Consider the following 20,717-nt stretch of genomic DNA (forward strand, 5'->3'; position numbering starts at 1 on the left):
TTTCTGCCTTATGGGTTCAGGGATGAAGGGCGGTCATGGCGTGTCGTGGGCTGCCGGCCTGTCGCGGCAGCAGGCTAGACCGAAACCACGGCCAACTCCGGCTCGATCGTGCGCACCAGGTTCTCGATGGCGGCGAGCGTGCCGGAGATCGAGCTCGGGCAGCTGCCGCAGGCGCCCTGGTAATGGATGCTGAGGTAGTTGCCGGACAGGCCGACCACATGCAGGTCGCCGCCGTCGGCCTGCAGCGACGGCCGGATGCGCTGGTCCAGCAGCTCGCTGATCAATTCCAGCCGCTCCTGCTCCTCCTCACTCATGTCGTCTATTGCCACGCGCGCGGCAAATACGGCGGCGGCCGACTGTGCAGCGGCCGCCGGCGCCGCGCGCAGCGGCACGGCGATCAGGCGCACCAGCTCCGGCCAGTCGGCGCCGCCGTCCTGCGTCACGGTCAGCCAGCGGTCCACGTAGAACACGTTGCTGACATGGGCAATAGCGAACAGCGCCGAGGCCAGCGCATCGCCTTTGGCTTGGTCTGCATTCTCGTAGGAATGCGAGACACCCCAGGTCAGCGGCTCGTGGAGCGTGAACTTGACCGCATTCGGGTTAGGGGTGTCGTCTATTTCGGCAATTTTCGGCATTCAAGTCTCCTGAAAAATGGGCGCCGGGCGGGCGCTGGACCAGGGTAATTTCAAGGTCATGACGCCCCTGCCGGGTTGACCAGCGTCTGCAGCTCGCCCGACTCGTAGAGCTCGCGAACGATGTCGGCGCCGCCCACCAGCTCGCCGTTGACATAGAGCTGCGGAATGGTCGGCCAGTTGGCATAGGCCTTGATGCCAGCCCGGATGTCCGGGTCGGCCAGCACGTCGACGGCGGCAAAGTCCTGCAGGCCGCAAGCCTGCAGCATCTGCACCGTGGCGCCTGAAAAGCCGCACTGCGGGAACTGCGGCGTTCCCTTCATGTAGAGCACCACGGCGTTGGTGTGGACTTGCGCGTGAATTTTGTCGTGAACGTTCATGTGGGTTCCAAAGTTATTGAGTGATCGATTTCGCCCAGGCCTCGGGCGTGAAGGTTTGCAGCGACAGCGCGTGGATCTCCGAGCGCATGCGATCGCCCAGCGCCTGGTAGACCTGCTGGTGCTGCTGGACCAGGGTTTTTCCCGCAAACAGCGGGCTCACGACCACTGCCTCGAAGTGCTGGCCGTCATCGCCCAGCACCTCCGCGTGGTCGCAGGCCAGGCCGTTCGCGATGTAGTTTTTAAGTTCAAGGGCAGTCAGCATGGGGGCCTTTCAGGGGGTCAGCAGTCATTAACAACATCACGCTTCGGTGCTGGCCGTGCCCTGCGAATTGAAGGCGGCCTGCAGCGTGTGCCACGGCAAGATCGCGCACTTGACGCGCGTGGGCAGGTCGCGCACGCCGGCAAACACCGCCAGCCGCCCGATCTGGTTAGGCTGATTCAGGTCGAGCTTGCCGGTGGCCATGGCCAGGAATTCCTGGGTCAAGGCCTGCGCCTGCGCACGCGTCTTGCCCTTGATGGCGACCGTCATCATCGATGCCGACGCCTTGCAGATGGCGCACGACTCGCCGTGGAACGCGATCTGGTCGACGGTATCGCCATCCAGATTCAACCCCACGCTCAGGTGGTCGCCGCACAGCGGGTTGTGGCCCTCGGCCTGGTGGCTGGGGCGGTCCAGCGTGCCGTAGTTGCGCGGCTTTTTGTTGTGGTCCAGGATGACTTCCTGGTAGAGCGCCTTGTAGTCAGCCATCAGGCAAACACTTTCTGCACGCTGCGGATGCCGGCGACCAGCGCATCGACTTCGGCCATGGTGTTGTAGAACGCAAACGAGGCGCGCGTGGTGGCAGGCACCTTGAAGCGCGCCATCACCGGCTGCGCGCAATGGTGGCCGGTGCGCACCGCAATGCCGTCCTGGTTCAGCAGCGTGCCGACATCGTGCGGGTGGATGCCGTCGAGCGTGAAAGACAGCACTGCCGCCTTGTCCTGGGCCGTGCCAATGAGGCGCAGGCCGGGCAGGTCGCTGAACTGGCTCGTGGCGTACTGCAGCAGCGCATGCTCATGGGCGGCGATAACGTCCATGCCGATGGCCGACAGGTAATCGACGGCCGCGCCCAGCCCGATGGCGGCGGCAATTGGTGGCGTGCCGGCCTCGAACTTGTACGGGATCGCGTTGTAGACCGTCTTCTCGAACGACACCGACAAAATCATGTCTCCGCCGCCCTTGAAGGGCTGCATTTTTTCCAGCAGCGCGGCCTTGCCGTAGAGCACGCCAATGCCGGTCGGCCCGCACAGCTTGTGGCCCGAAAAAGCATAAAAATCGCAGTCCAGGTCCTGCACATCGACCGGCAGGTGCGGCGCGGCCTGCGCGCCATCGACCAGCACCGGCACGCCGCGCTTGTGCGCCAGCGCGATCATCTGTTTGACCGGGTTGATGCTGCCCAGCGCGTTCGAGACATGGCTCACGCCGACCAGTTTGGTGCGGTCATTGAACAGTGGCTCGAACTGGTCCAGGCACAGCTCGCCGGCGTCGTTGATGGGCAACACGCGGATGATGGCGCCGGTTTCTTCGGCCAGCATCTGCCACGGCACGATGTTGGAATGGTGCTCCAGCGTGGTCAAAATGATCTCGTCACCGGCCTGGATGAACTTGCGGCCATAGCCGTGCATGACCAGGTTGATGGCCTCGGTGGTGCCGCTGGTGAAGATGACTTCACGCACGTCGGGTGCGTTGATGAAGCGCTGCAGCTTGGCGCGCGCTTCCTCGTACGCGGCCGTCGCCCGTTCAGACAGCGTGTGCACCGCCCGGTGGATGTTGGCGTGCTCGGTGCTCTGGTAGCGCACCAGCCGGTCGATGACTGGCTGCGGCATCTGGCTCGACGCGGCGTTGTCCAGGTAGACCAGCGGCTTGCCTTCAACCTCAATTTGCAGGATGGGAAAGTCGGCGCGCACGCGTTCGACATCGAAGGCGGGCGTGACGTGTATTGGCTCGGCGCGCGCGTTCATGGCTGGCTGCCGGTTTGCGCCAGCATGCGCTGCTGCAGCTGGTGTTTTAAAGAGGCGACGGGAATACGCTCAAGGATCTCGGCGCCGAACGCGTAGGTCAGCAACTGGCGCGCGGCGCTGCCGGACAGGCCACGGCTTTGCAGGTAGAACACTTCCTCGGCATCGAGCTGGCCAATCGTGGCGCCGTGCGTGCATTTTACGTCGTCGGCAAAAATCTCCAGCTGTGGCTGGGTGTCCACTTGCGCCCGGCTGCTGAGCAGCAGGTTGCGGCTGGACTGCGCGGAGTCGGTGCGCTGGGCGCCCGGACGCACGATCACCTTGCCGTTGAACACCGCATGCGCGCTGCCTTCGGCAATGCACTTGTGCAGCTGGCGGCTGGTGCCGTGCGGCTGGGCGTGGTCAATGCAGCTGTGGGTGTCAGCCAGCTGGCTGCCAGCGAGCAGCGCGAGGCCGTCCACAGCGCATTCGGCGCCCTCGCCCAGCACCACGCTCAGGTGGTAGCGCGACAGCTGCGCGCCCATCGCCACGCTCACCGACTGGTAGTTGGCCGAGCGCCCCACCGACACCGCGCCGTTGGCGATGTGAAACGCCTGCGGGCCGTCGCGCTGCACGCGCACATGCGTGAGCTGCGCCTGGTCGGCCAGCACGATTTCCGTCACCGGATTGACGAGGTAGGCCGCATCCTGCAGCGCCACATAGTCTTCAACCAGCGTCGCGCGGCTGCCCGCTTCGGCCAGCACCAGGCAGCGCGGGTGGCTGAGCGCGCCCGCCTGCGTCGCCACGAACAGCAGATGCACCGGCGCGGCCAGCGCCACATGGCGCGGTACCAGCACGACCGCCGCGTCCTGCATGAAGGCGGTGTTGAGCGCGGCAAACACGTTGTCGCCCAGCATCTGCCGGCGGCCGAATTGCGCCTCCAGCGCGGCGGCATGGGTGGCCATGGCGGTCAGCAAGTTGGTCACGACCACGCCGCCCTCGGGGGCTGGGCTGGACAGCTGCGGCGCGTAAATGCCATCGACAAACACCAGCCGGCACGCAACGTCGTCCAGGCAAAACGGCGCGATGTCCTCTAGCTGCAGGCGGCTGGCCGCCTGCACCGGCTGGAACGTCAGCCGGTGCAGCGGCGCCAGGCTGGTGAAGCGCCAGGCCTCGTCGCGCAGCGTCGGCATGGCCAGCGCGCCCAGCGCGGCATGCGCCTGTTCGCGCAGCGCGTTCACATGCACCCAAGGGCTGGGCGCCAGCAGCGGCTGGTTGGCCAGCAGCGCGCCCAGGTGGTCCACCGTGGGGGGGCGAAGTGCGATGGCGCTGTTCATGCGCTGACCTCCACGCCGCTCGCCGCTTCGTGCTCGGCGCTGACCCAGTCGTAGCCGCGTTGTTCCAGTTCCAGCGCAAGCTCCTTGCCGCCGGTCTTGATGATGCGGCCGGCTTCCATCACATGTACAAAGTCGGGCACGATGTAGTTCAGCAGCCGCTGGTAATGCGTGACCAGAATAACGGCGTTCTCAGGCGTGATCAACTGGTTCATGCCTTGCGACACGATGCGCAGCGCGTCGATGTCGAGGCCGGAATCAGTCTCGTCCAGAATCGCCAGGCGCGGCTCCAGCAGCGCCATCTGCAAAATTTCATTGCGCTTTTTCTCGCCGCCCGAAAAGCCTTCGTTCACGCTGCGGTCCAGAAAATCGGGGTTCATCTCCAGCAGCTTCATTTTCTCGCGCACAAAGTCGTCAAACTCCAGCGGATCCAGCTCTTCCTGGCCGCGCTGCGCCTGCAGCGTGTTGTAGCTCAGGCGCAAGAACTGGCTGTTGGCCACGCCGGGGATTTCGATCGGGTACTGAAAGCCGAGGAACATGCCGGCCAGGGCGCGTGCCTCGGGCGCCAGCGTCAGCAGGTCCTGGCCTTCAAACTGCACTGTTCCCGCCGTGACTTCATAGGCCGTGTGGCCGGCCAGCACCTTGGCAAAGGTGCTCTTGCCCGAGCCGTTCGGACCCATGATGGCATGCACTTCACCGCGCCGGACGGTAAAGTCCAGGCCCTTGAGAATGTCGATGCCGTTGACGCTGGCGCACAGGCCGCGCACGTCGAGTAAAACCGGGCTGTTGGGGTGGATCATCCGACCGCTCCTTCGAGTTTGAAGCCGAGCAGCTGGGTCGCTTCGACCGCGAACTCCATCGGCAATTGTTGAAAAACGTCCTTGCAGAATCCATTGATGATCATGGACACGGCGGCTTCGGCGCTGATGCCGCGCTGGGCGAAATAGAACAGCTGGTCCTCGCCGATCTTGGAGGTCGACGCCTCGTGCTCGACCTGGGCGGTCGGGTTGCGCACCTGGATGTAGGGAAAGGTGTGCGCACCAGACTTGTCGCCAATCAGCATCGAATCGCACTGCGAATAATTGCGCGCCCCGGTGGCCGTGGGCATCACCTTGACCAGGCCCCGGTAGCTGTTGCTCGACTGCCCGGCCGAGATGCCCTTGCTGACGATGGTGCTGCGCGTGTTCTTGCCCAGGTGGATCATCTTGGTGCCGGTGTCGGCCTGCTGGTGGTGGTTGGTCACCGCCACCGAATAGAACTCGCCGACCGAGTGGTCGCCGCGCAAAATCACCGACGGGTACTTCCAGGTGATGGCCGATCCGGTCTCGACCTGCGTCCAGGAAATGCGCGAGTTCGCGCCCTTGGCCAGGCCGCGCTTGGTGACAAAGTTGTAGATGCCGCCGACACCGTTTTCATCGCCCGCGTACCAGTTCTGCACCGTCGAATACTTGATGTCAGCGTTGTCGAGCGCCACCAGTTCCACCACCGCCGCATGCAACTGGTTGCTGCTGAAAGCCGGTGCCGTGCAGCCCTCCAGATAGGACACCGAAGCGCCCTCTTCCGCCACGATCAGCGTTCGCTCGAACTGGCCCGATTCCTCGGTGTTGATGCGAAAGTAGGTGGACAAGTCCATCGGGCACTTCACGCCTTTGGGGATGAAGCAGAACGAGCCGTCGGTGAACACCGCCGAGTTGAGCGCGGCGTAGTAGTTGTCGCTCGTCGGAACTACCGTGCCCAGGTACTGCTTCACCAGTTCCGGGTGCTCCAGCACGGCTTCGGACATCGAGCAGAAAATGATGCCGGCCTCGGCCAACTTGGCCTTGTAGGTGGTGGCCACTGACACGCTGTCAAAAATCACATCGACCGCCACGCCGGCCAGCGCCATGCGTTCGTGCAACGGAACGCCGAGCTTTTCAAAGGTGCGCAGCAACTCGGGGTCCACCTCGTCCATGCTGCTGAGCTTGGGTTTTTGCTTGGGCGCGGCGTAGTAGCTGATGGCCTGGAAGTCGATCTTCCGGTAATGGACGTTGGGCCATAACGGCTCGGTCATCAGCAGCCAGGCCTGGTAGGCCTTGAGCCGGAAGTCGAGAAGCCACGCGGGCTCGCTTTTCTTGGCCGAAATCATGCGGATGGTTTGCTCGCTCAACCCCTTGGGCGCGACATCGGATTCGATGTCGGTGACAAATCCGTGCTTGTAGGGCTGGTTGACGAGTTGCTGCAGCAGTGCACTCATTGGGGTCCTTCTGGCTGGTGATGTGGCTTGAAGAAAACGCGGGCGGTCAGGCCTTGACGTTGATTACGGTGTGGCAGTCCCGGCTTTTTTCTTGACGTTGAAACTTTCGCCGCAGCCGCATTCGTTTTCAACATTGGGGTTGTCGAACTTGAAGCTTTGCTTCAGGCCGTCGGTGACGAAGTCGATGCGCGAGCCGTCAAGGAATTCAAGGCTTTCAGAATCGACCACGATGCGCGCGCCATGCGACTCGAAGCTGTGGTCGCCCGGGCCGACCTCGTCGATCAGGTCAAAAGTGTGCGCCAAGCCGGTGCAGCCAACCTTCTTGACGCCAATGCGCAAGGCAATGCCCTGGCCGCGTTTTTCAAGCTGGCGCTGGATCTGCAACGCTGCGTTTTCAGTCAATGTCATGGTCATGGGTCAAACTCCTTGGTTGCTACCGGGCTGCTGTCAGCGACCGCCTGGCGGGTCTTTTCGGGAGGGATATCTCTGATGGAAAAATAGATACCCGACTTATTTAGTCAACTATAAATATCTTGACCAGATTAGTCAACCATCGGCCTTTTGACATTGGCGTGGGAAGGGGCTTGGCGAGACCGTGCGCGGCATGACGTGCCGGGGTTCTGTCGCGTTGCCGGCTGATGAACGTGTTTCGGGCAGGACGAATGCCAATTCCTCAAACAGGGCGGATTTTTCCTGCCAATGCATAAAACTGGTCGGCAAACGACAGCTCGATCAAGCCTTGCAGCAGTAACTGACCTTTGCGGATCATGTGCATGAGTTCGATGCCGGTCAGGACATTTCTGGCGGCCCGAAATGACTTGAAGTTGAGCATTGGTTTGGTGACCCGCTTGATGGCCCGATGGTCCTGCTCCACGATGTTGTTGAGGTACTTCACTTGCCGCACGATGATCGGTATTTCGCCTCGGACATTGATCTCATCCATGGCCGCCTTGTTGGCGCCGCTCTTGTCCATCGTTACCTTTTCCGGAACACCGTTGGGCTTCATGGCTTTGTCAAAGAACCGCAGGACTGCGGCCTTGTCGCGCCTGGCCGTCAGCAGAAAATCGACCGTCTTGCCTTCCTTGTCCACCGCCCGGTAGAGGTATTTCCAGGTGCCCTTGACCTTGATATAGGTTTCGTCCATGCGCCAGCTGCTGCCCACCGGGCGCTTGTTCTTGCGAAAGGCTTTTTCCAGCAAGGGTAGAAACCGGATCGCCCAGCGGTTGATAGAGGAATGGTCTGCACACACGCCGCGTTCCTTCATCATTTCCTCCAGATGCCGGTAGCTCAACGGATAAGCCGCATACCAGCGAATGCACACCAGAATGACGTCGATTGGGAAGCGCATTCCTTTGGCAGCCAGCATTGCGTTTCAAGCCTTTTCGTTCAAAGCACCCAGCATAGTCGAGCAGGCTGCTTGATCGTCAACGCGACACAACCAGCGGTCTCCGCAGATGGCAGATGGCAGATGGCAGATGGCAACGAGTGTTGCGGCACAACCACCCATGTGCGCCGGGGCTTCTCACCTTTTAGGCGGCATATGCACAGCGACTGACGTAATCTCGATGCAAACGGACCCCCTTGCCAATGCAACGCGTAACCGCTTTGTAGACCTTTCTTGCTCACTATGTCACCGTTAACCCGCCGCATTCTTCAAGCCGTCTTGTACGAGATAATTGCCATCGCAGTCGTGGGACCCGTGCTGAGCTTTGCCTTCGACGAGCCGCCAACGTCCACATTTGGGTTGGCCGTCGTGCTATCCACCATTGCTCTGATATGGAACTACGCGTTCAATTTAATCTTCGAGCGATGGGAGTCGCGACAAACCGTGCGCGGGCGCTCATTCGCCAGACGGCTTACGCATGGGACCGGCTTCGAGGGTGGCTTAGTGATCATTCTTGTTCCAGTCATGTCGCTCTGGCTGGGCATCCCCCCAGCAGCAGCATTCGTGGCCAATCTGGGCCTCCTCCTTTTTTTCTTCGTCTACGCTATCGCGTTCACATGGGCGTTCGATCGAGTCTTTGGACTGCCTGCATCGGCATTGAAGAAGGACTCAAATGCTGCTGACGTCTAGGAAAAAGGGGCAAGGATCCTGGCATGGGCATGTCTGCTTTAGGCTCTTTCCTGACCGCCATGAATGACTGCTGAGGTGTGGGGAAGGCGTAGGAGTTGAACTACCAGAAAGCTGTCGTTGGCCACAGGCAGCAAACGCTGCAATGCCGACCTTGGTTTCGTATCCAATAAAGGATCGTTTTATTGACGGCTGACCACCCCACCGGGTTGACAACATAACGCTATTTCGTCGATTCAGGAAGTCTCGCCCAAGACGTGTCAGGGCTGCTGCGCGATTTCTTCAAAGTCAATGACCGCCACCGGGAACGTTTGTCCGGTCTCCAGTTCAGGTTCGTAGCCGTACATCTTCTCCATCTGCCAGTAATTGCCAATCGGTGTTCCGGACCAATCGTGCTTGGTCTTAGCCACCTGAACGATGCCGACTCCCATGGCGTAGTCCAGGCCTCCTTCACACGGCAACATCACTTCGAGTTCTTGCGGCATCCGCTGCAGCTACGCGATCAAGTCACTGACTTTCATTGAATTTTCCAGATGGGCTGCATGAATTGGTGCCAAATTCCGATTCCAGCTTGATCCCGGCCAGTCCTGCCAGGTCTATCCAATCTTGATCAGTTGGGTAATAGGGGCCACCAGCCGCATCCTCTAGCAACGCACTACGGTCGGTCACAGCCCGTTGAGCAAAGTGAACATCATGTTCGGCCTAAGTTACTCAGTAACTAAAATTGAATCCTGTCGTGCATGGGCTTTGCATTAAATTACTTCTGTAAAGATCACCAAAATATAAAGCTCAGATGACCGCTTCGGGCACGCTGCAGGTCACTATGGATGATCACTGATCGGTCGGGAAAACTTGGAAAGTGAACTTCCAGAAAATTACCGGTGGTGACCGGTAGGTAATGCCGAATGGCTGTTATTCACAGCGAAATCTCGATTGAATTTATGGACCGCCACAACGGGTAGCGCTCAAAGTGTTCAGAATCGACCGTATATGGTCAGCCGTAAAACGTATGTCCGTAAATTAGCTTTACTTGGTTTTGAACACTCCGCATGATTCGGACATCATTTACGAACATGCAGGACTTTTCCCATGACCCGAGTTTTCGTTTACTGCCGAGTTTCCACAGCAGACCAGACCACCAGCAACCAAGATCAGGAAATCGCCGGCGCAGGCTTTGAGGTCACCGCCCCGCGCACCATCACGGAAACTGTATCGGGCTCGGTCGCTGCATCTGAGCGCAAGGGCTTCCGAAAACTGCTGGACAAGCTCGAGTCGGGCGATGTCCTGGTGGTGACCAAGCTCGACCGGCTGGGGCGTAACGCCATGGACGTGCGCGTGACCGTGGAAGCTTTAACGGAATTGGGGGTGCGTGTGCATTGCCTAGCCTTGGGCGGTGTTGACCTCACCAGTGCGGCCGGAAAGATGACCATGGGGGTGATCGCCGCTGTGGCTGAATTTGAACGCGACCTGTTGATCGAGCGGACCCAAGCGGGGCTTGCGCGCGCGAAATCTGAAGGCAAGACACTGGGCAGGCCCCAGAGCCTGAGCCCCTTGCAAGTGCAAGCGTTGAAAACGCGGCTCGCGTCCGGAGAATCCATTGCGTCCCTTGCCCGAGCGTTTGGCACCAGTCGGCAGACAGTCATGCGGGTCCGGGATGGGGCGATCAGTGCTTGTGCGATGGTTTAGCCCGTGAAAAGGGTCACCCGCCCGCACTGACCTCGTTGAGCGCCTGAATATCTGCTGCCGCCAGCTGCAGCCGTGCCGGCCAAAACGGGTGATCCCATCACTGCTTTAGCGCTCAAGAAACGTGCAGCGCTCAACTGAAGCTTTTTCTCCAGGTTGCGCAATTTCAGCGCATCAAATATTCCGTAATTGGCCTATCAGTGCAGAGTATTCATGCTCAGCTTGTACGCCACGCCATCGCGGCCTGGGTCCGCACCGCCATGCAGGCCGTCGGGCTGCACCTGCACGCCGTGCACCCAGCCGATGGTGTAGTTATAGGGGTTGCGACCGATGGTGTAGCCCTCGGCCTCCAGGGCGCGCGTGGTGTAGCGCGGAATCCGATTGCATACGTCGATGGAATTGCTGGTGGACGAAAAGCGTGGTGCCGACACGGCGGCCTGCATCTCCATGCCGCGGTCGATGACGTTGAGCAGCACATGCAGCACGCCCATGGCGATTTGCGTCCCACCAGGCGAGCCGAGCACGATGTCGAGGGCGCCGTCCTTGAAGGTCATGGTAGGGCACGACGAGGTGAAGCGGCTCTTGCCCGGCTTGATGCTGCCCGCGCGACCAGGCCGTGGGTCGAACACGCCCATGCAGCCGTTGTAGAGAAAGCCCATGCCTGGTGTGATGATGCCCGAAGGCATGGCCAGCGAGTGGGTCATGGACACCGCGTTGCCGTCGGCATCCACCACGCTCAGATGGGTGGTGTCGCGCGGCACGGGCGCGCCGTGGTTTACGCGCTCCACGTTGTAGCGGTGGCCTGCGCGAATCTGCTCGGCCACGCCGCGCGCTATGTCCTTGGACAGCAACTGGTCCAAGGGCACGTCCAGAAATCGGGGGTCGCCAATGTGACGATCTTTGTCGATTGTGGCCTTTTTCATGGCCTCGCACACGAGCCGGATGTACTCGGGGCTGTTGTGCTCGATGGTCGCCAGGTCGAAGTGCTCAAGGATGTTGAGCATCTCCAGCAGCATGGCGCCTCCGCCCGGAGGCTGGTTGGTAGTGATGGTGCGGTCGCGATAGGTGCCCACCAGAGGCGGGTTGCGCTGCACCTCGTACTTGGCCAGATCGTCAAGCGAGATCAACGCACCGAGCGATTGCAGATGCGCCACCATCTGGCGTGCTAGGTCGCCCTGGTAAAACGGGTGCGAGCCTTCTTCGGCAATCTGGCTCAGCACCCGGACCATTCCTTCATTGCGCAGGGGAGCTCCGATGGCCTTGGGGCGTCCGTCGGCGCGGCAGTACAGGGCGCGGCTGTCCTCGCAATACTGCAGACGCTCGAGGTTGCCAACGCGGCCCATGCTGGGCTCATCGATCCAGAAGGCGTGCATGCCCGGCCGCACGAAGAAACCTTCTGATGCCCAGCGGATCGCGGGCTCGACCACCTGATTCCATGGCAATCGGCCGTGCGCCTGGTGCATGGCTTCCAGTCCCTTAAGCGTGGCGGGCGTGCCGATGGACTGGGGGCCGATGTCGTTGACGCGACCCTTCAGGATGAAACCAAAGCCGTCTTTGGTCTCGGCTTCGAGAAGGTGCTCCCACATGTCTTCCCTGGCCGCCAGCGGCGCAGGGGAGTGGAAGTCGAAATACTCGTGCACCCTGGCGCCCGGCAGGTAAACGGCGGCGGTACCAAAGCCAGCAATACCGCACATCAGCGGGTCGACCACCGTCTGCGCCAGGGCAGTAGCCACTGCGGCGTCCACCGCGTTGCCGCCAGCGCGCAGGATGTCAATACCGGATTCGGCCGCCTCGGGCTGGGGGCAGACCACCATTGCTTGTGTTTTCATGGCTTCAAAGAAAAAGCCCCGTGCGGCATCAGCGATACGGCAGGGGGTAGATGTAAAGAACTAAAAGGAGAAACGGTTTACGTTACTGGCCGCTCAGGTTCAGTGTTTCCAGCGTGGGACCCCAGGCCTTCATGTCGCGCTCCGTGGTCTCCATCAACAGCGAGGCAGGGCCGGGGAGCGGTATCACGCCCATGCCCTTGAGCTTGGCCTGCACCTGCGGGTTTTTGTGGAACTCTTCAGTGGCCTTGTGCAGTTTGTCGACCAGGCCCGCAGGCGTACCGCTGCGCGCCACAATGCCGCTCCAGCCCATGTTGTCAAAGCCCTTGACGCCCAACTCTGCGGCGGTGGGTACGTCGGGCAGTTCGTTTAGGCGCTGTGGTGCGATCACGGCCAGTGGCACGAGCTTGTTGTTCTTGATGTGAGGCAGCGCTGTGCCGAATACGGGGGCCATCACCTCCGTCTGACCGCCGATGGTGGCCATCACGCCGTCGGGCTCGCCCTTGAAGGGGATGTGCGTCATGGAGATGTCCAGGGCCTTAGCCAGAAGCTCGACCGCCAGGTGCGTGGAGTTGCCCAGTCCGGCCGATGCGAAGTTCAGCTTGCCCGGGGATTGCTTGGCTTTTTGCGTAAGTTCGTTGAGTGACTTCATACCCGTCGCAGGGTTTGTCACCAGGATGAACGGCACGGTTGTCAGCATGCCCACGCCCGTGAAGTCTTTCTCGGGCGAGTAGGGCAGGCTTTTGTACGTGAAGCGGTTGAACACCATCTGGGACACGCCCCCGAAGAACAACGTGTAGCCGTCGGCCGGCTGGCCCAGCACGTACTGGGCCGCAATGATGCCACCTGCGCCCGGCTTGTTTTCCACCACCACGGTGCCGCCAATGGATTTGCCCACGCTTTCGGCCCACATGCGGGCGATGGTGTCAGAACTGCCGCCCGCCTGCTGCGAGACCACCAACCGCACGGGGCGGTTTGGGTAGGCAGCCTGGGCATACACGGTGGTGGTCGTGATGGCCGCTACCGCGAAACCCATCAGGAACTTTGAGACGTTGTTGCTTGCTTGGGACACTGGGAACTCCTAGGGGATCTGCAAAAGAAGATGAGGATGTTGTCAGGAAGAAGGATGAGAACATTTTCATGATGAAACCGGCTTACTGTCTAGCGAAAAGGCAAAATAGCTGTATGAAGGTTTACTCATGATTGATCGTTTCGAGGGCACATCCTGGGCGCGGCGCGTCAAGGTGCGGCACCTGGAGTCGTTTCTGGTGCTGGACGAGGCGGGCACGCTGACCGCGGCGGCGGCGCGGCTTCACATGACGCAATCGGCCATGTCGCACTGGCTGGCCGAACTCGAAAGCGTAGTGGACACGGTGCTGGTCGTGCGCGGGCGCAAGGTGCAGCTCACTCCTGCGGGACAGCTACTCAAGCGGCTGGCCATCAGCGTGCTGGGCGATATCGCCCGCACCGGCCGCGAGTTGAATGCAGTGGCCGAAGGTCGCGTGCCGCGCTTGAACGTGGGCAGCGTCTGGGCGGGCATTGCTGGCGGCCTACCGGAGGCAGTTATTGCCTTTCAGCAGGAGCACCCCGACGTGGTGGTGTCCATCCACGATGGGCCTTTTGACACTTTGCTCCAGGGTCTGGAAAACCGCGCCATGGATGCGGTCATTGGCGTTCTGGACGCGCGGGCGCACCAGCCGGGGCTCGCTCACCAGGTGCTATTTGACGATCAGGTGGCCATTGTCATTGGCCACGGCAGCAGGCATTGGACGTGCAGCGAGACACTGGGCTTCGCCGACGTGCTCCACGAAAAGTGGGTGATGCCGCCCGGTGGCACGCTCACGCGCATTCAGATGGATGCCTACCTCGTCGAGCGGGAGGCATCGTGGCTGGTGCCAAAAGCCGAAACCGCGTCGCTGGCCATGATGCAGGCACTGCTGCAAAAGGGCGACTATGTTGGCGTGTGTTCAGAATCCATGGCGGACTATATGGCCTCGCTCGGGCTGTTCCGAAAGATCGCCATCGAATCCAGCATCCGCTTCGGACCCATCACCGTGGTGTGGAACCGTGAGCACATCTCGGCCACACTCATGGAGTTTGTCACCTGTCTGAAGACCCATGCGCAGGACTCACCGGCCCCGCGCCCTTTCACACCGCCAAGTGCTTAGAACGTGTTCACGATCTTCTAAGTAACAGAGCCAGGAACGCCAAGTGAATGAACTGCAGGCTGGTGTCGAGCTTTCTCTCGCAGTTCTTCCATAGCCGCCTGTTCTTGTCCAACCAGGAAAAAATGCGCTCCACAACCCAGCGCTTGGGGATCACGGTGTCATCAGCGGAAGTAAAGTGATACAGGCAGCGGTTTAAAACGGACACACCTATTTTGAGAAGATGGCTGCCTTTAGGGTAGCTGTGATAACCAAAGAGGTGTTTGTGGAAATCGAGTTACTTAAAAAGCATGGATTTAGCCTGAGGCAAATTGTCGGCTCTGCAGCATTGAGCAACCATCACAAAAAAATTTTCAATGAAATCAATGTCATTTTATGAAAAAAACCGCTTAATGCGACAGAGCCGCGAGACGTGCTGGACGTTCATTTACCTAAAAGTGTTATCAGGCGTCTGGCGTAAGGCATCGATTTGCTTGATTTTCAAAAAATCCAGTATCAAAATTAGGCCAAATACCTTGACCTAAAAACGTTCTTGAAGTGTCGCTTGGCCTAAAAGTGTTCTCGAGATGAACGAATTTGCATCCGGGTGGCCATTTTTTGGGCTGGAGCAGCGCATTTGACCGCAAGTTTGCGTCAGCGGTTGGTCTGGAACTTTTTTAGGCCAAAGATAGCAACACTTTTAGGCAAATGAACGGCAAATGAACGTCAACCGTTCATTCACATAAAACTGTTCCCAGCACGGCTGGCATTGGGCGTTGATTTGCTTGCATTTCCAAAAATCCAGTACCAAAATTATGTAAAGTTCTTTCACACAATAACGTACCCCGCATGGAATTTCACATAAAAACGTACCCGGACTGAACGCAATCCTCAGGGATGAGAAGCGCCGCGTGGGGTAGCAGACCCTTCGTCCACGCAGGTGCATTTTTATGTGAAATCCGGGTACGGTTTTATGTGAATGAACGGGTGTCGTTCATTTTCATAAATCCATACCCAACCTGTGCACGCAAGGAGTTGATTTCCTTGAACTCCGGAAAATATGGGCTCAAAATCATGAAAAAATATTTTTCACAATAATGTTCCCCGCATGGAATTTTTCATAAAAATGTTCCTGAGTTGAACGAAATCACATGGCGATGAGAACTCAGGCGGGCCTGTTGCCGCAGCCTACGAAGATCGAAGCGGGCTGTCGGCTTCCTTCGTCGGTGCCAGGCACAGATTGATGAAAAATCTGGGTACGGATTTATGAAAATGAACGCATGCCAGGGGGTTTTCAAGACACCCCCCTAAGATAACGCTCATTATCTCAGGGTAAAATCCAGTGGTCAAAACCTCCGCCTGCCTGCAGCCTATGAAAAACTCCAAGCCTGACAAGGCCTTGCGCGGCCCCGCGCCAGCGTTCCCACCCCCGGCGCGTGCGCTGGTACAGGGCTGGGGTGCGGGCCACCGTCACCCTGCTCCGCGCCGCGCCAGTCGCCCGGCACGCGACAGCAGCCCCGCCAGCGGTTTTTACGCATGCGCCCTGACACCACCCCTGGCCAGGGTGCAATCGGCGCGCCTGGCGCGTCCTGGCAGGCCGCGTTTTGCCTGTTCGCTGCCGACCCGAGCACGGTGTACGCGCCTTTTCTGCGACGCCGGGAGGCCGGAAGGCGCGCACCCCGCACGCCCGGCTAATCCTTTCACCCCCCGATGGACCCGTCCATGACGCCCCTGCCCGCCAAGCCAACGCAGCCCGCGCTGGCGCATCCCCGCTTCGTGCGCCGCCTGGGCCCGCACCACTTTGCCCAGTTGCGCGCCGCCGCCGAAGGCTTGAACCTAGCCGAATGCGCCCGGCGGTACCTGGGCATCGAGCACGGCCATGAAGCGAAGACGGCGCACCAGGAAGCGGTCGACGCGGTGCGCGCGGTGGCCAGGCGGCGGGGCGAGTCCGCCTGGCGCTTAGTTGGCCTCACGATCCGGGTCCCCGGCGGCGAAGTGCGCCCCTCGCTCGACGCCTTTGCGCAGCAGCACGGCCTGGACGGCTTTTCCGAAAGCGAGGTGCTCACGCTCTATGCCGAAGCCTTTCCCCTGGAGCGAAAAGCCGCGCGCAGCCAGCGCCTGCGGGAGCGCCAGTTGGAACTCCTGCGCCGCCTGGAGGGCGTGGCCGCCGAGACGCCGCAGCCCTCCGACATGGTGGCCGGCTGGTTCGAGGAGGCGCTGGCGACAAAATTAGTCACGGCGGGCCTCTTGACACTGGGGGCCCTGAACGCCCGCATCTCGGCGGGCGGGCGCTGGTTTGCTGCGCTGCCCGCGGTCGGGGTTGCCAAGGCTAGGCGCATCGAGCGCCACCTGGCCACGCTCTTGCCGAGGGACGTGCAGCCGCCCAGGCCGCTCTTTGCACTGAGCGCGACACCGGCGCTGTTTGGCGCGCCTTCGCCTGCGCGCACTTCCCGCGCTCCTGACGCGCCAACGGACGAGGCGTCAGGCCTTCGCGCTTTGGAGGAGGTCACGCAGACCGCTGTGGCGCGCCCGCTGCTGGACGTGAATTCAGACGGGCAGGCGGTGCAAAGCTGGATCCAGGCGCGGGCGGGCTCGCTGGCCACCGTGCGCGTCTACCAGCGCGAAGCCCACCGCCTCTTGCTGTGGCTGCAGTATGAACGGGGTGGCGCCAGGCTCGCGCAGATGACGGTGGCCGACTGCGGGGCGTTCATGGCCTTCCTTCAGAATATTCCGCCGCGCTGGATCTCCCGGGCTCGGGCCGCGCCCGGCCAGCCCGGCTGGGCGCCCTTTCGCGGTCCCCTGTCGCACGCGAGTTGCCGCCAGGCAGTAGTGATCATCGCTTCGCTGTTTGCCTGGCTGCAGTCGGCGCAGTACTTGAGTGCCAACCCCTGGGTGCTGGTGAACCAGGCCACGGGGGACGATCCGGGCCACAAGATGCTGGACACCAAGGCTTTCAGCGAAGCGGCGATGCTCGAAGTGCTGCGCTTCGTGGACGGCCAGGCGCCCTCGCCTTCCAGCGCGCGCATCCGCTTCATCCTGCTGTTCGTCGAGGCCGTGGGCCTGCGCTCGGCCGAGCTCCTGTCGGCCACGCTGGGCGACCTGCGCCTGGAGCCCGAGGGCTGGGTGATGCAGGTGCGTGGCAAGGGGGCGAAGAACCGGATCGCCGCCGTGCCCGGGCAGGCGCTGGCCGCGCTGCAGGACTACCTCCAGGTGCGCGGCCTGGGTTCAATCCAGGAGGCCCCGCCGGATGCGCCCCTGCTGGCAAGTAGCCTGGATCCCATGGCACCCATCGGCTACCAGGCGCTCTACGAGCATGTCAAGGGCTGGCTGGCCAAGGCGGTGCGGGCTTCCAGCCTGCCGGCCAACGAAAGAGAAAGACTGGCGGGGGCCACCACCCACTGGCTGCGCCACACCTTTGGCACCAGAGCCATTGCCCGGCAAGTGCCTCTGGACGTGATCCAGGCGCAGATGGGGCATGCCTCCATCCAGACCACCACGGCGATCTATGGCCGGGCACCCATCAAGCGGCGGGTGGATGAGCTGGGGAAGGCATTTTCCGGATAGGTTTGCGGGGGCCTACAACATCCTACAGACAAGGCCGCAATCTGTGTTCACGCCCGCTTGTCCAAAAATTCTTGTATCAGCTTGACCAGCGCTTCGCTGTCACCGGCAGTCATAACTGATTTGAAGCGAACCATAGCGCGACCCTTGCTGTCCATTGAAAACGTCGCCATATTTTTCCCTCGACTTCCGATTACGATTTTCTTAGTCTTCCTTTCTGCGTCGGTCACTTGGCGCCCAGACGCTGAATCAAGGTGCTGCCTTTGAGGTAATTCTTGTTCAGAAACCAGCAGTTCAAAAATTTCCTTTGAGGAAAGCTTTTCCTTGAACTCTTTCAATTCCCTTGCGCGATGAGTAACAGCCTCTGGGTCAACAAGCAACCGGTCTGTGAGAGGTTTGGCCCAGCGATATTGAATCTCAAGCGGTGTGGGAAAGGCATCAACAACGGTAGAAGGCAGCCTGGCAAGGGAAAGCGCTTTGCCAATTACTCCCGTATCACGGCCAACTGCTGACGCCAGGCGGGCATTGGAAGAAAATAGACCCCCGTCCAGCGCTTTCGCGTACATCACTCCCTGTTCCCAAGGTGAGAGATCAGCGCGCAGCCTGTTTTCCCGGTCCATGTCGACAAAGAGTTCTTGCTCGGTGGTTTCCTCAATCAGGGCAAGCACTGGAATCCCCAGGTCTAAACATGCTCGATGGCGCCGGTGCCCAAAAACAATTTCGTATTCGTAGGGGGGGTTGAACGGTTCAACCCCCTCTTTTTCCGGAGATTTCGAAGGCTGCGATGCAATCTTGTTGTGGTCTTGCTCAATCGAGTCATTGGGCAGGGGACGAACTTTGATGGCCTGGACATTGCCGCCCGCGTTGTCAATCTCTGCTCGTAAGCTAATAAACTCCTCAGTTCGAAAGGAGTCTTCATGACGATTAGCCCATTGCGATGGTTTGATTACCTGCGGATCGAGCAACCGCGCTGGTTTGGCTCCTTCATGTTTTGCATACTCAGCACGCAATGATTCGAGTTCAAGCCGGACCTTGGATTCATCAACAACGAATTGCGCCATTCCACCGATTGCTGTTCGAGGACGGCCCACACTGGACGCTTGAATTGCTGATGCGCCAACACTTGCGGGCAAAGTTACTGAGTCACCCTTCTCAAATAATTTACGTGCCATGTTCAGTTAAATTTTGATTTACGATTGGACGAATCACGTAGCCATACGGCATGAACAAGGCGCTCCACATAAGCGACCAAACTGTCATAGGCTTCACGCGCGCGCTTGTAGGTTCGGGCAGAGCCGTCGTATCGAGATATATCGTAGACAGTAGCAAACTCTGCGCTTGATGTTGACGTAACGATTGTTTTTGGAATCTCGACAGGCAGTACCTTGTCACCATAAGTGGAGATAATCCACTTGCGGACCATCGCGCTTGCAGCGTCAGTTTCGACCCTTGACAGCAGAACGTTGATGAAATCGTATGTTTTGTTCAAATGTCCGCTGCCTGAAAGACTCTCAGACAGATCTGCAAACAAACTCCAAAACTGAGCACCCGATGCAAAGTCGAGTGCATTTGGTGGCAGCGGCATGATGATCCCATTGCTGGCCATCAATGCATTCACAGTGCCATACGATAAAGCTGGAGCAGTATCAATGATGATGACATCGTAGTCTTCACGGACATCATCTATTCCAAGATTCAAAACGTTCCAAAACTCAAAGCCCGCTTCGCGTACTTGTCTGGACGGAAGGGTAAATTCAATGCTGAATAACAATGGGGCGGCCGCTACAAGGTCAATTCCATCCCAATATGTAGGCCTAATAGCGTAACGAATCGATTCTTCTTCCCCGGAGACCAGAAGCAAAAATGTGTCCTTGTCTTCGACATCCAAATCCGGGAGCAAGCCGGTCAACGTGGTGAGCGAGCCTTGAGGGTCTGCATCAATCAGGAGAATGCGGTGCCCCAGCAATGACAGGCCCTGTGCTAAAGCCATGGCTGTGGTAGATTTTCCGACACCCCCCTTGAAATTGGCAATGCTGATGACTACCGCTTCAGCGCCTTCAGGACGAAGTTTGTCTTTTCGCACATCTCTTACCCAGGTCCGCGCTTCTGCTAACGTAAATTCCTTTCCTCGGCGCTCGGGCCTGGTTACGCCTTGAGGAAGGGTGCCTTGTTCATCATTCTTCATTCTGTAAGCAAACGGACCACGGTCTATTCCGCAAAGCGTGGCTACTTCCGTCTGGTTGTAGGTGGGACTTACTTTTTTCGCTGTTGGTGCGAGCATGGTCGTTCTTACTGCACTGACCATGTCACTGGCCCTTGCTGCTTGCTGAACGATATCGCTCATGGTCATGGGCTGCAGTAAGTTCTCGCTAACAGATTTCATTTGCTTTTCTTTTATGTAATTGCACGCACGATGCGTGTTTGCACAATTTTCGCTTGTGAAGCTAATTTGTGCAAACTTTTTCTGGAAAAATCCTGCATTCACTCATGCGAAGGCTTTTGTTTTCAAAAATCACTCCTGATGGACTGTCTACAGGGATTTATAAGTTTGTAACTCTTCAAAACCCTCTAATACCTTTAGGTATTGTTTTTCTTTTTAAAATCAACAACTTAGATTGTTTTTTTGAGCCATTACAGGATACTTCCGAGGCACTTCGGGAGCCTTTTGCAGGGGATACAGGACATTTCTGCGGAACTTCAGGATGCTGGCAGGGTGGATACAGGAAAGAAACTGCACACTTAAAAGGCCGCTTTTTGCTACCTGAGCAACGGCATTTTTTACTTTTAGCGGAGCTTCAGCGCTAAGCCGGCTTCCCTCACATGAGACGTTTCAGGAAAAATCCTCGCGATTTTTCTCCTCTTAGCACTTTTCCAGC

21 protein-coding genes and 1 pseudogene are annotated in these 20,717 nt (G+C 59.3%); 6 read left to right on the forward strand and 16 right to left on the reverse strand.

From position 1 onward, the window contains the following. Positions 1–74: 74 nt before the first annotated feature. From H4V98_RS19845 to H4V98_RS19890, 10 genes are all read right to left on the reverse strand, one after another. Positions 75–635, reverse strand: coding sequence for a NifU family protein (locus tag H4V98_RS19845; protein WP_181374768.1), 561 nt, complete (start codon positions 633–635; stop codon positions 75–77). Between the two features lie 56 nt (positions 636–691). Then, positions 692–1,012, reverse strand: coding sequence for a Grx4 family monothiol glutaredoxin (gene grxD, locus H4V98_RS19850; protein ID WP_181374767.1), 321 nt, complete (start codon positions 1,010–1,012; stop codon positions 692–694). Between the two features lie 13 nt (positions 1,013–1,025). Then, a complete protein-coding gene (locus H4V98_RS19855) occupies positions 1,026–1,274 on the reverse strand; it encodes a BolA/IbaG family iron-sulfur metabolism protein (protein WP_181374766.1) in 249 nt (82 codons plus the stop codon). 36 nt (positions 1,275–1,310) lie between these two features. Next, positions 1,311–1,760: a Fe-S cluster assembly sulfur transfer protein SufU gene (sufU, locus tag H4V98_RS19860; protein ID WP_181374765.1), complete on the reverse strand. Its 450-nt coding sequence runs from the start codon at positions 1,758–1,760 to the stop codon at positions 1,311–1,313. Continuing rightward, a complete protein-coding gene (locus H4V98_RS19865; protein ID WP_196864674.1) occupies positions 1,760–3,013 on the reverse strand; it encodes a cysteine desulfurase in 1,254 nt (417 codons plus the stop codon). The genes sufU and H4V98_RS19865 overlap by 1 nt, the downstream gene beginning before the upstream one ends. Continuing rightward, a complete protein-coding gene (gene sufD / locus H4V98_RS19870; protein ID WP_196864675.1) occupies positions 3,010–4,326 on the reverse strand; it encodes a Fe-S cluster assembly protein SufD in 1,317 nt (438 codons plus the stop codon). The genes H4V98_RS19865 and sufD overlap by 4 nt, the downstream gene beginning before the upstream one ends. Then, a complete protein-coding gene (gene sufC, locus H4V98_RS19875; protein ID WP_196864676.1) occupies positions 4,323–5,123 on the reverse strand; it encodes a Fe-S cluster assembly ATPase SufC in 801 nt (266 codons plus the stop codon). The genes sufD and sufC overlap by 4 nt, the downstream gene beginning before the upstream one ends. Further along, entirely contained in the window at positions 5,120–6,556 is a 1,437-nt protein-coding gene (gene sufB, locus H4V98_RS19880; RefSeq protein ID WP_196864677.1) for a Fe-S cluster assembly protein SufB, read from the reverse strand. Before sufB ends, sufC begins: the two co-directional genes overlap by 4 nt. 63 nt (positions 6,557–6,619) lie before the next feature. Continuing rightward, positions 6,620–6,970 (reverse strand): iron-sulfur cluster assembly accessory protein, encoded by a 351-nt coding sequence (locus H4V98_RS19885; RefSeq protein WP_181374760.1) that lies wholly within the window; start codon positions 6,968–6,970, stop codon positions 6,620–6,622. A gap of 259 nt (positions 6,971–7,229) precedes the next feature. Further along, positions 7,230–7,922, reverse strand: a complete 693-nt coding sequence (locus H4V98_RS19890) for an IS6 family transposase (protein WP_196864678.1) — start codon at positions 7,920–7,922, stop codon at positions 7,230–7,232. 261 nt (positions 7,923–8,183) lie between these two features. Between H4V98_RS19890 and H4V98_RS19895 the strand changes: the two genes are divergently transcribed. Next, positions 8,184–8,630 (forward strand): PACE efflux transporter, encoded by a 447-nt coding sequence (locus tag H4V98_RS19895; protein WP_196864679.1) that lies wholly within the window; start codon positions 8,184–8,186, stop codon positions 8,628–8,630. 257 nt (positions 8,631–8,887) lie between these two features. Here H4V98_RS19895 and H4V98_RS19900 read toward each other — a convergent pair whose 3' ends face one another. Then, positions 8,888–9,091 (reverse strand): hypothetical protein, encoded by a 204-nt coding sequence (locus H4V98_RS19900; RefSeq protein WP_196864680.1) that lies wholly within the window; start codon positions 9,089–9,091, stop codon positions 8,888–8,890. Positions 9,092–9,716: 625 nt separating this feature from the next. Here H4V98_RS19900 and H4V98_RS19905 point away from each other — a divergent pair. Further along, on the forward strand, positions 9,717–10,313 hold the full coding sequence (locus tag H4V98_RS19905; protein WP_196864681.1) for a recombinase family protein: 597 nt from the start codon (positions 9,717–9,719) through the stop codon (positions 10,311–10,313). Positions 10,314–10,507: 194 nt separating this feature from the next. Here the strand turns inward: H4V98_RS19905 and ggt are convergent, their stop codons facing one another. Together ggt and H4V98_RS19915 are read right to left on the reverse strand one after the other, a co-directional pair. Further along, entirely contained in the window at positions 10,508–12,139 is a 1,632-nt protein-coding gene (gene ggt, locus H4V98_RS19910) for a gamma-glutamyltransferase (protein WP_196864682.1), read from the reverse strand. A gap of 82 nt (positions 12,140–12,221) precedes the next feature. Further along, a complete protein-coding gene (locus H4V98_RS19915; RefSeq protein WP_280757909.1) occupies positions 12,222–13,208 on the reverse strand; it encodes a tripartite tricarboxylate transporter substrate binding protein in 987 nt (328 codons plus the stop codon). Positions 13,209–13,335: 127 nt separating this feature from the next. Between H4V98_RS19915 and H4V98_RS19920 the strand changes: the two genes are divergently transcribed. Next, positions 13,336–14,304: a LysR family transcriptional regulator gene (locus H4V98_RS19920; RefSeq protein WP_196864683.1), complete on the forward strand. Its 969-nt coding sequence runs from the start codon at positions 13,336–13,338 to the stop codon at positions 14,302–14,304. Positions 14,305–14,311: 7 nt separating this feature from the next. Here the strand turns inward: H4V98_RS19920 and H4V98_RS19925 are convergent. Continuing rightward, positions 14,312–14,458 (reverse strand): annotated as a pseudogene (locus tag H4V98_RS19925) (transposase); the annotation flags it as partial. A 1,358-nt stretch (positions 14,459–15,816) separates the two neighbouring features. Here H4V98_RS19925 and H4V98_RS19930 point away from each other — a divergent pair. Together H4V98_RS19930 and H4V98_RS19935 are read left to right on the forward strand one after the other, a co-directional pair. Beyond that, positions 15,817–15,975, forward strand: coding sequence for a hypothetical protein (locus H4V98_RS19930; RefSeq protein WP_196864684.1), 159 nt, complete (start codon positions 15,817–15,819; stop codon positions 15,973–15,975). Positions 15,976–16,002: 27 nt separating this feature from the next. Further along, positions 16,003–17,844, forward strand: coding sequence for a tyrosine-type recombinase/integrase (locus tag H4V98_RS19935; RefSeq protein ID WP_196864685.1), 1,842 nt, complete (start codon positions 16,003–16,005; stop codon positions 17,842–17,844). Positions 17,845–17,891: 47 nt separating this feature from the next. On the opposite strand, the gene H4V98_RS19940 is transcribed toward H4V98_RS19935, so the two are convergent. Beyond that, positions 17,892–19,013, reverse strand: a complete 1,122-nt coding sequence (locus H4V98_RS19940; protein ID WP_196864686.1) for a ParB/RepB/Spo0J family partition protein — start codon at positions 19,011–19,013, stop codon at positions 17,892–17,894. Positions 19,014–19,015: 2 nt separating this feature from the next. Beyond that, on the reverse strand, positions 19,016–20,185 hold the full coding sequence (locus tag H4V98_RS19945; protein ID WP_231374871.1) for an AAA family ATPase: 1,170 nt from the start codon (positions 20,183–20,185) through the stop codon (positions 19,016–19,018). Between the two features lie 107 nt (positions 20,186–20,292). Here H4V98_RS19945 and H4V98_RS19950 point away from each other — a divergent pair, with 107 nt between their 5' ends. Continuing rightward, positions 20,293–20,646: a hypothetical protein gene (locus H4V98_RS19950; protein WP_280757910.1), complete on the forward strand. Its 354-nt coding sequence runs from the start codon at positions 20,293–20,295 to the stop codon at positions 20,644–20,646. The last annotated feature ends 71 nt before the right edge of the window (positions 20,647–20,717 follow it).

The sequence above is a fragment of the Polaromonas sp. CG_23.6 genome (assembly GCF_029892315.1).
Lineage (GTDB): Bacteria > Pseudomonadota > Gammaproteobacteria > Burkholderiales > Burkholderiaceae_C > Polaromonas.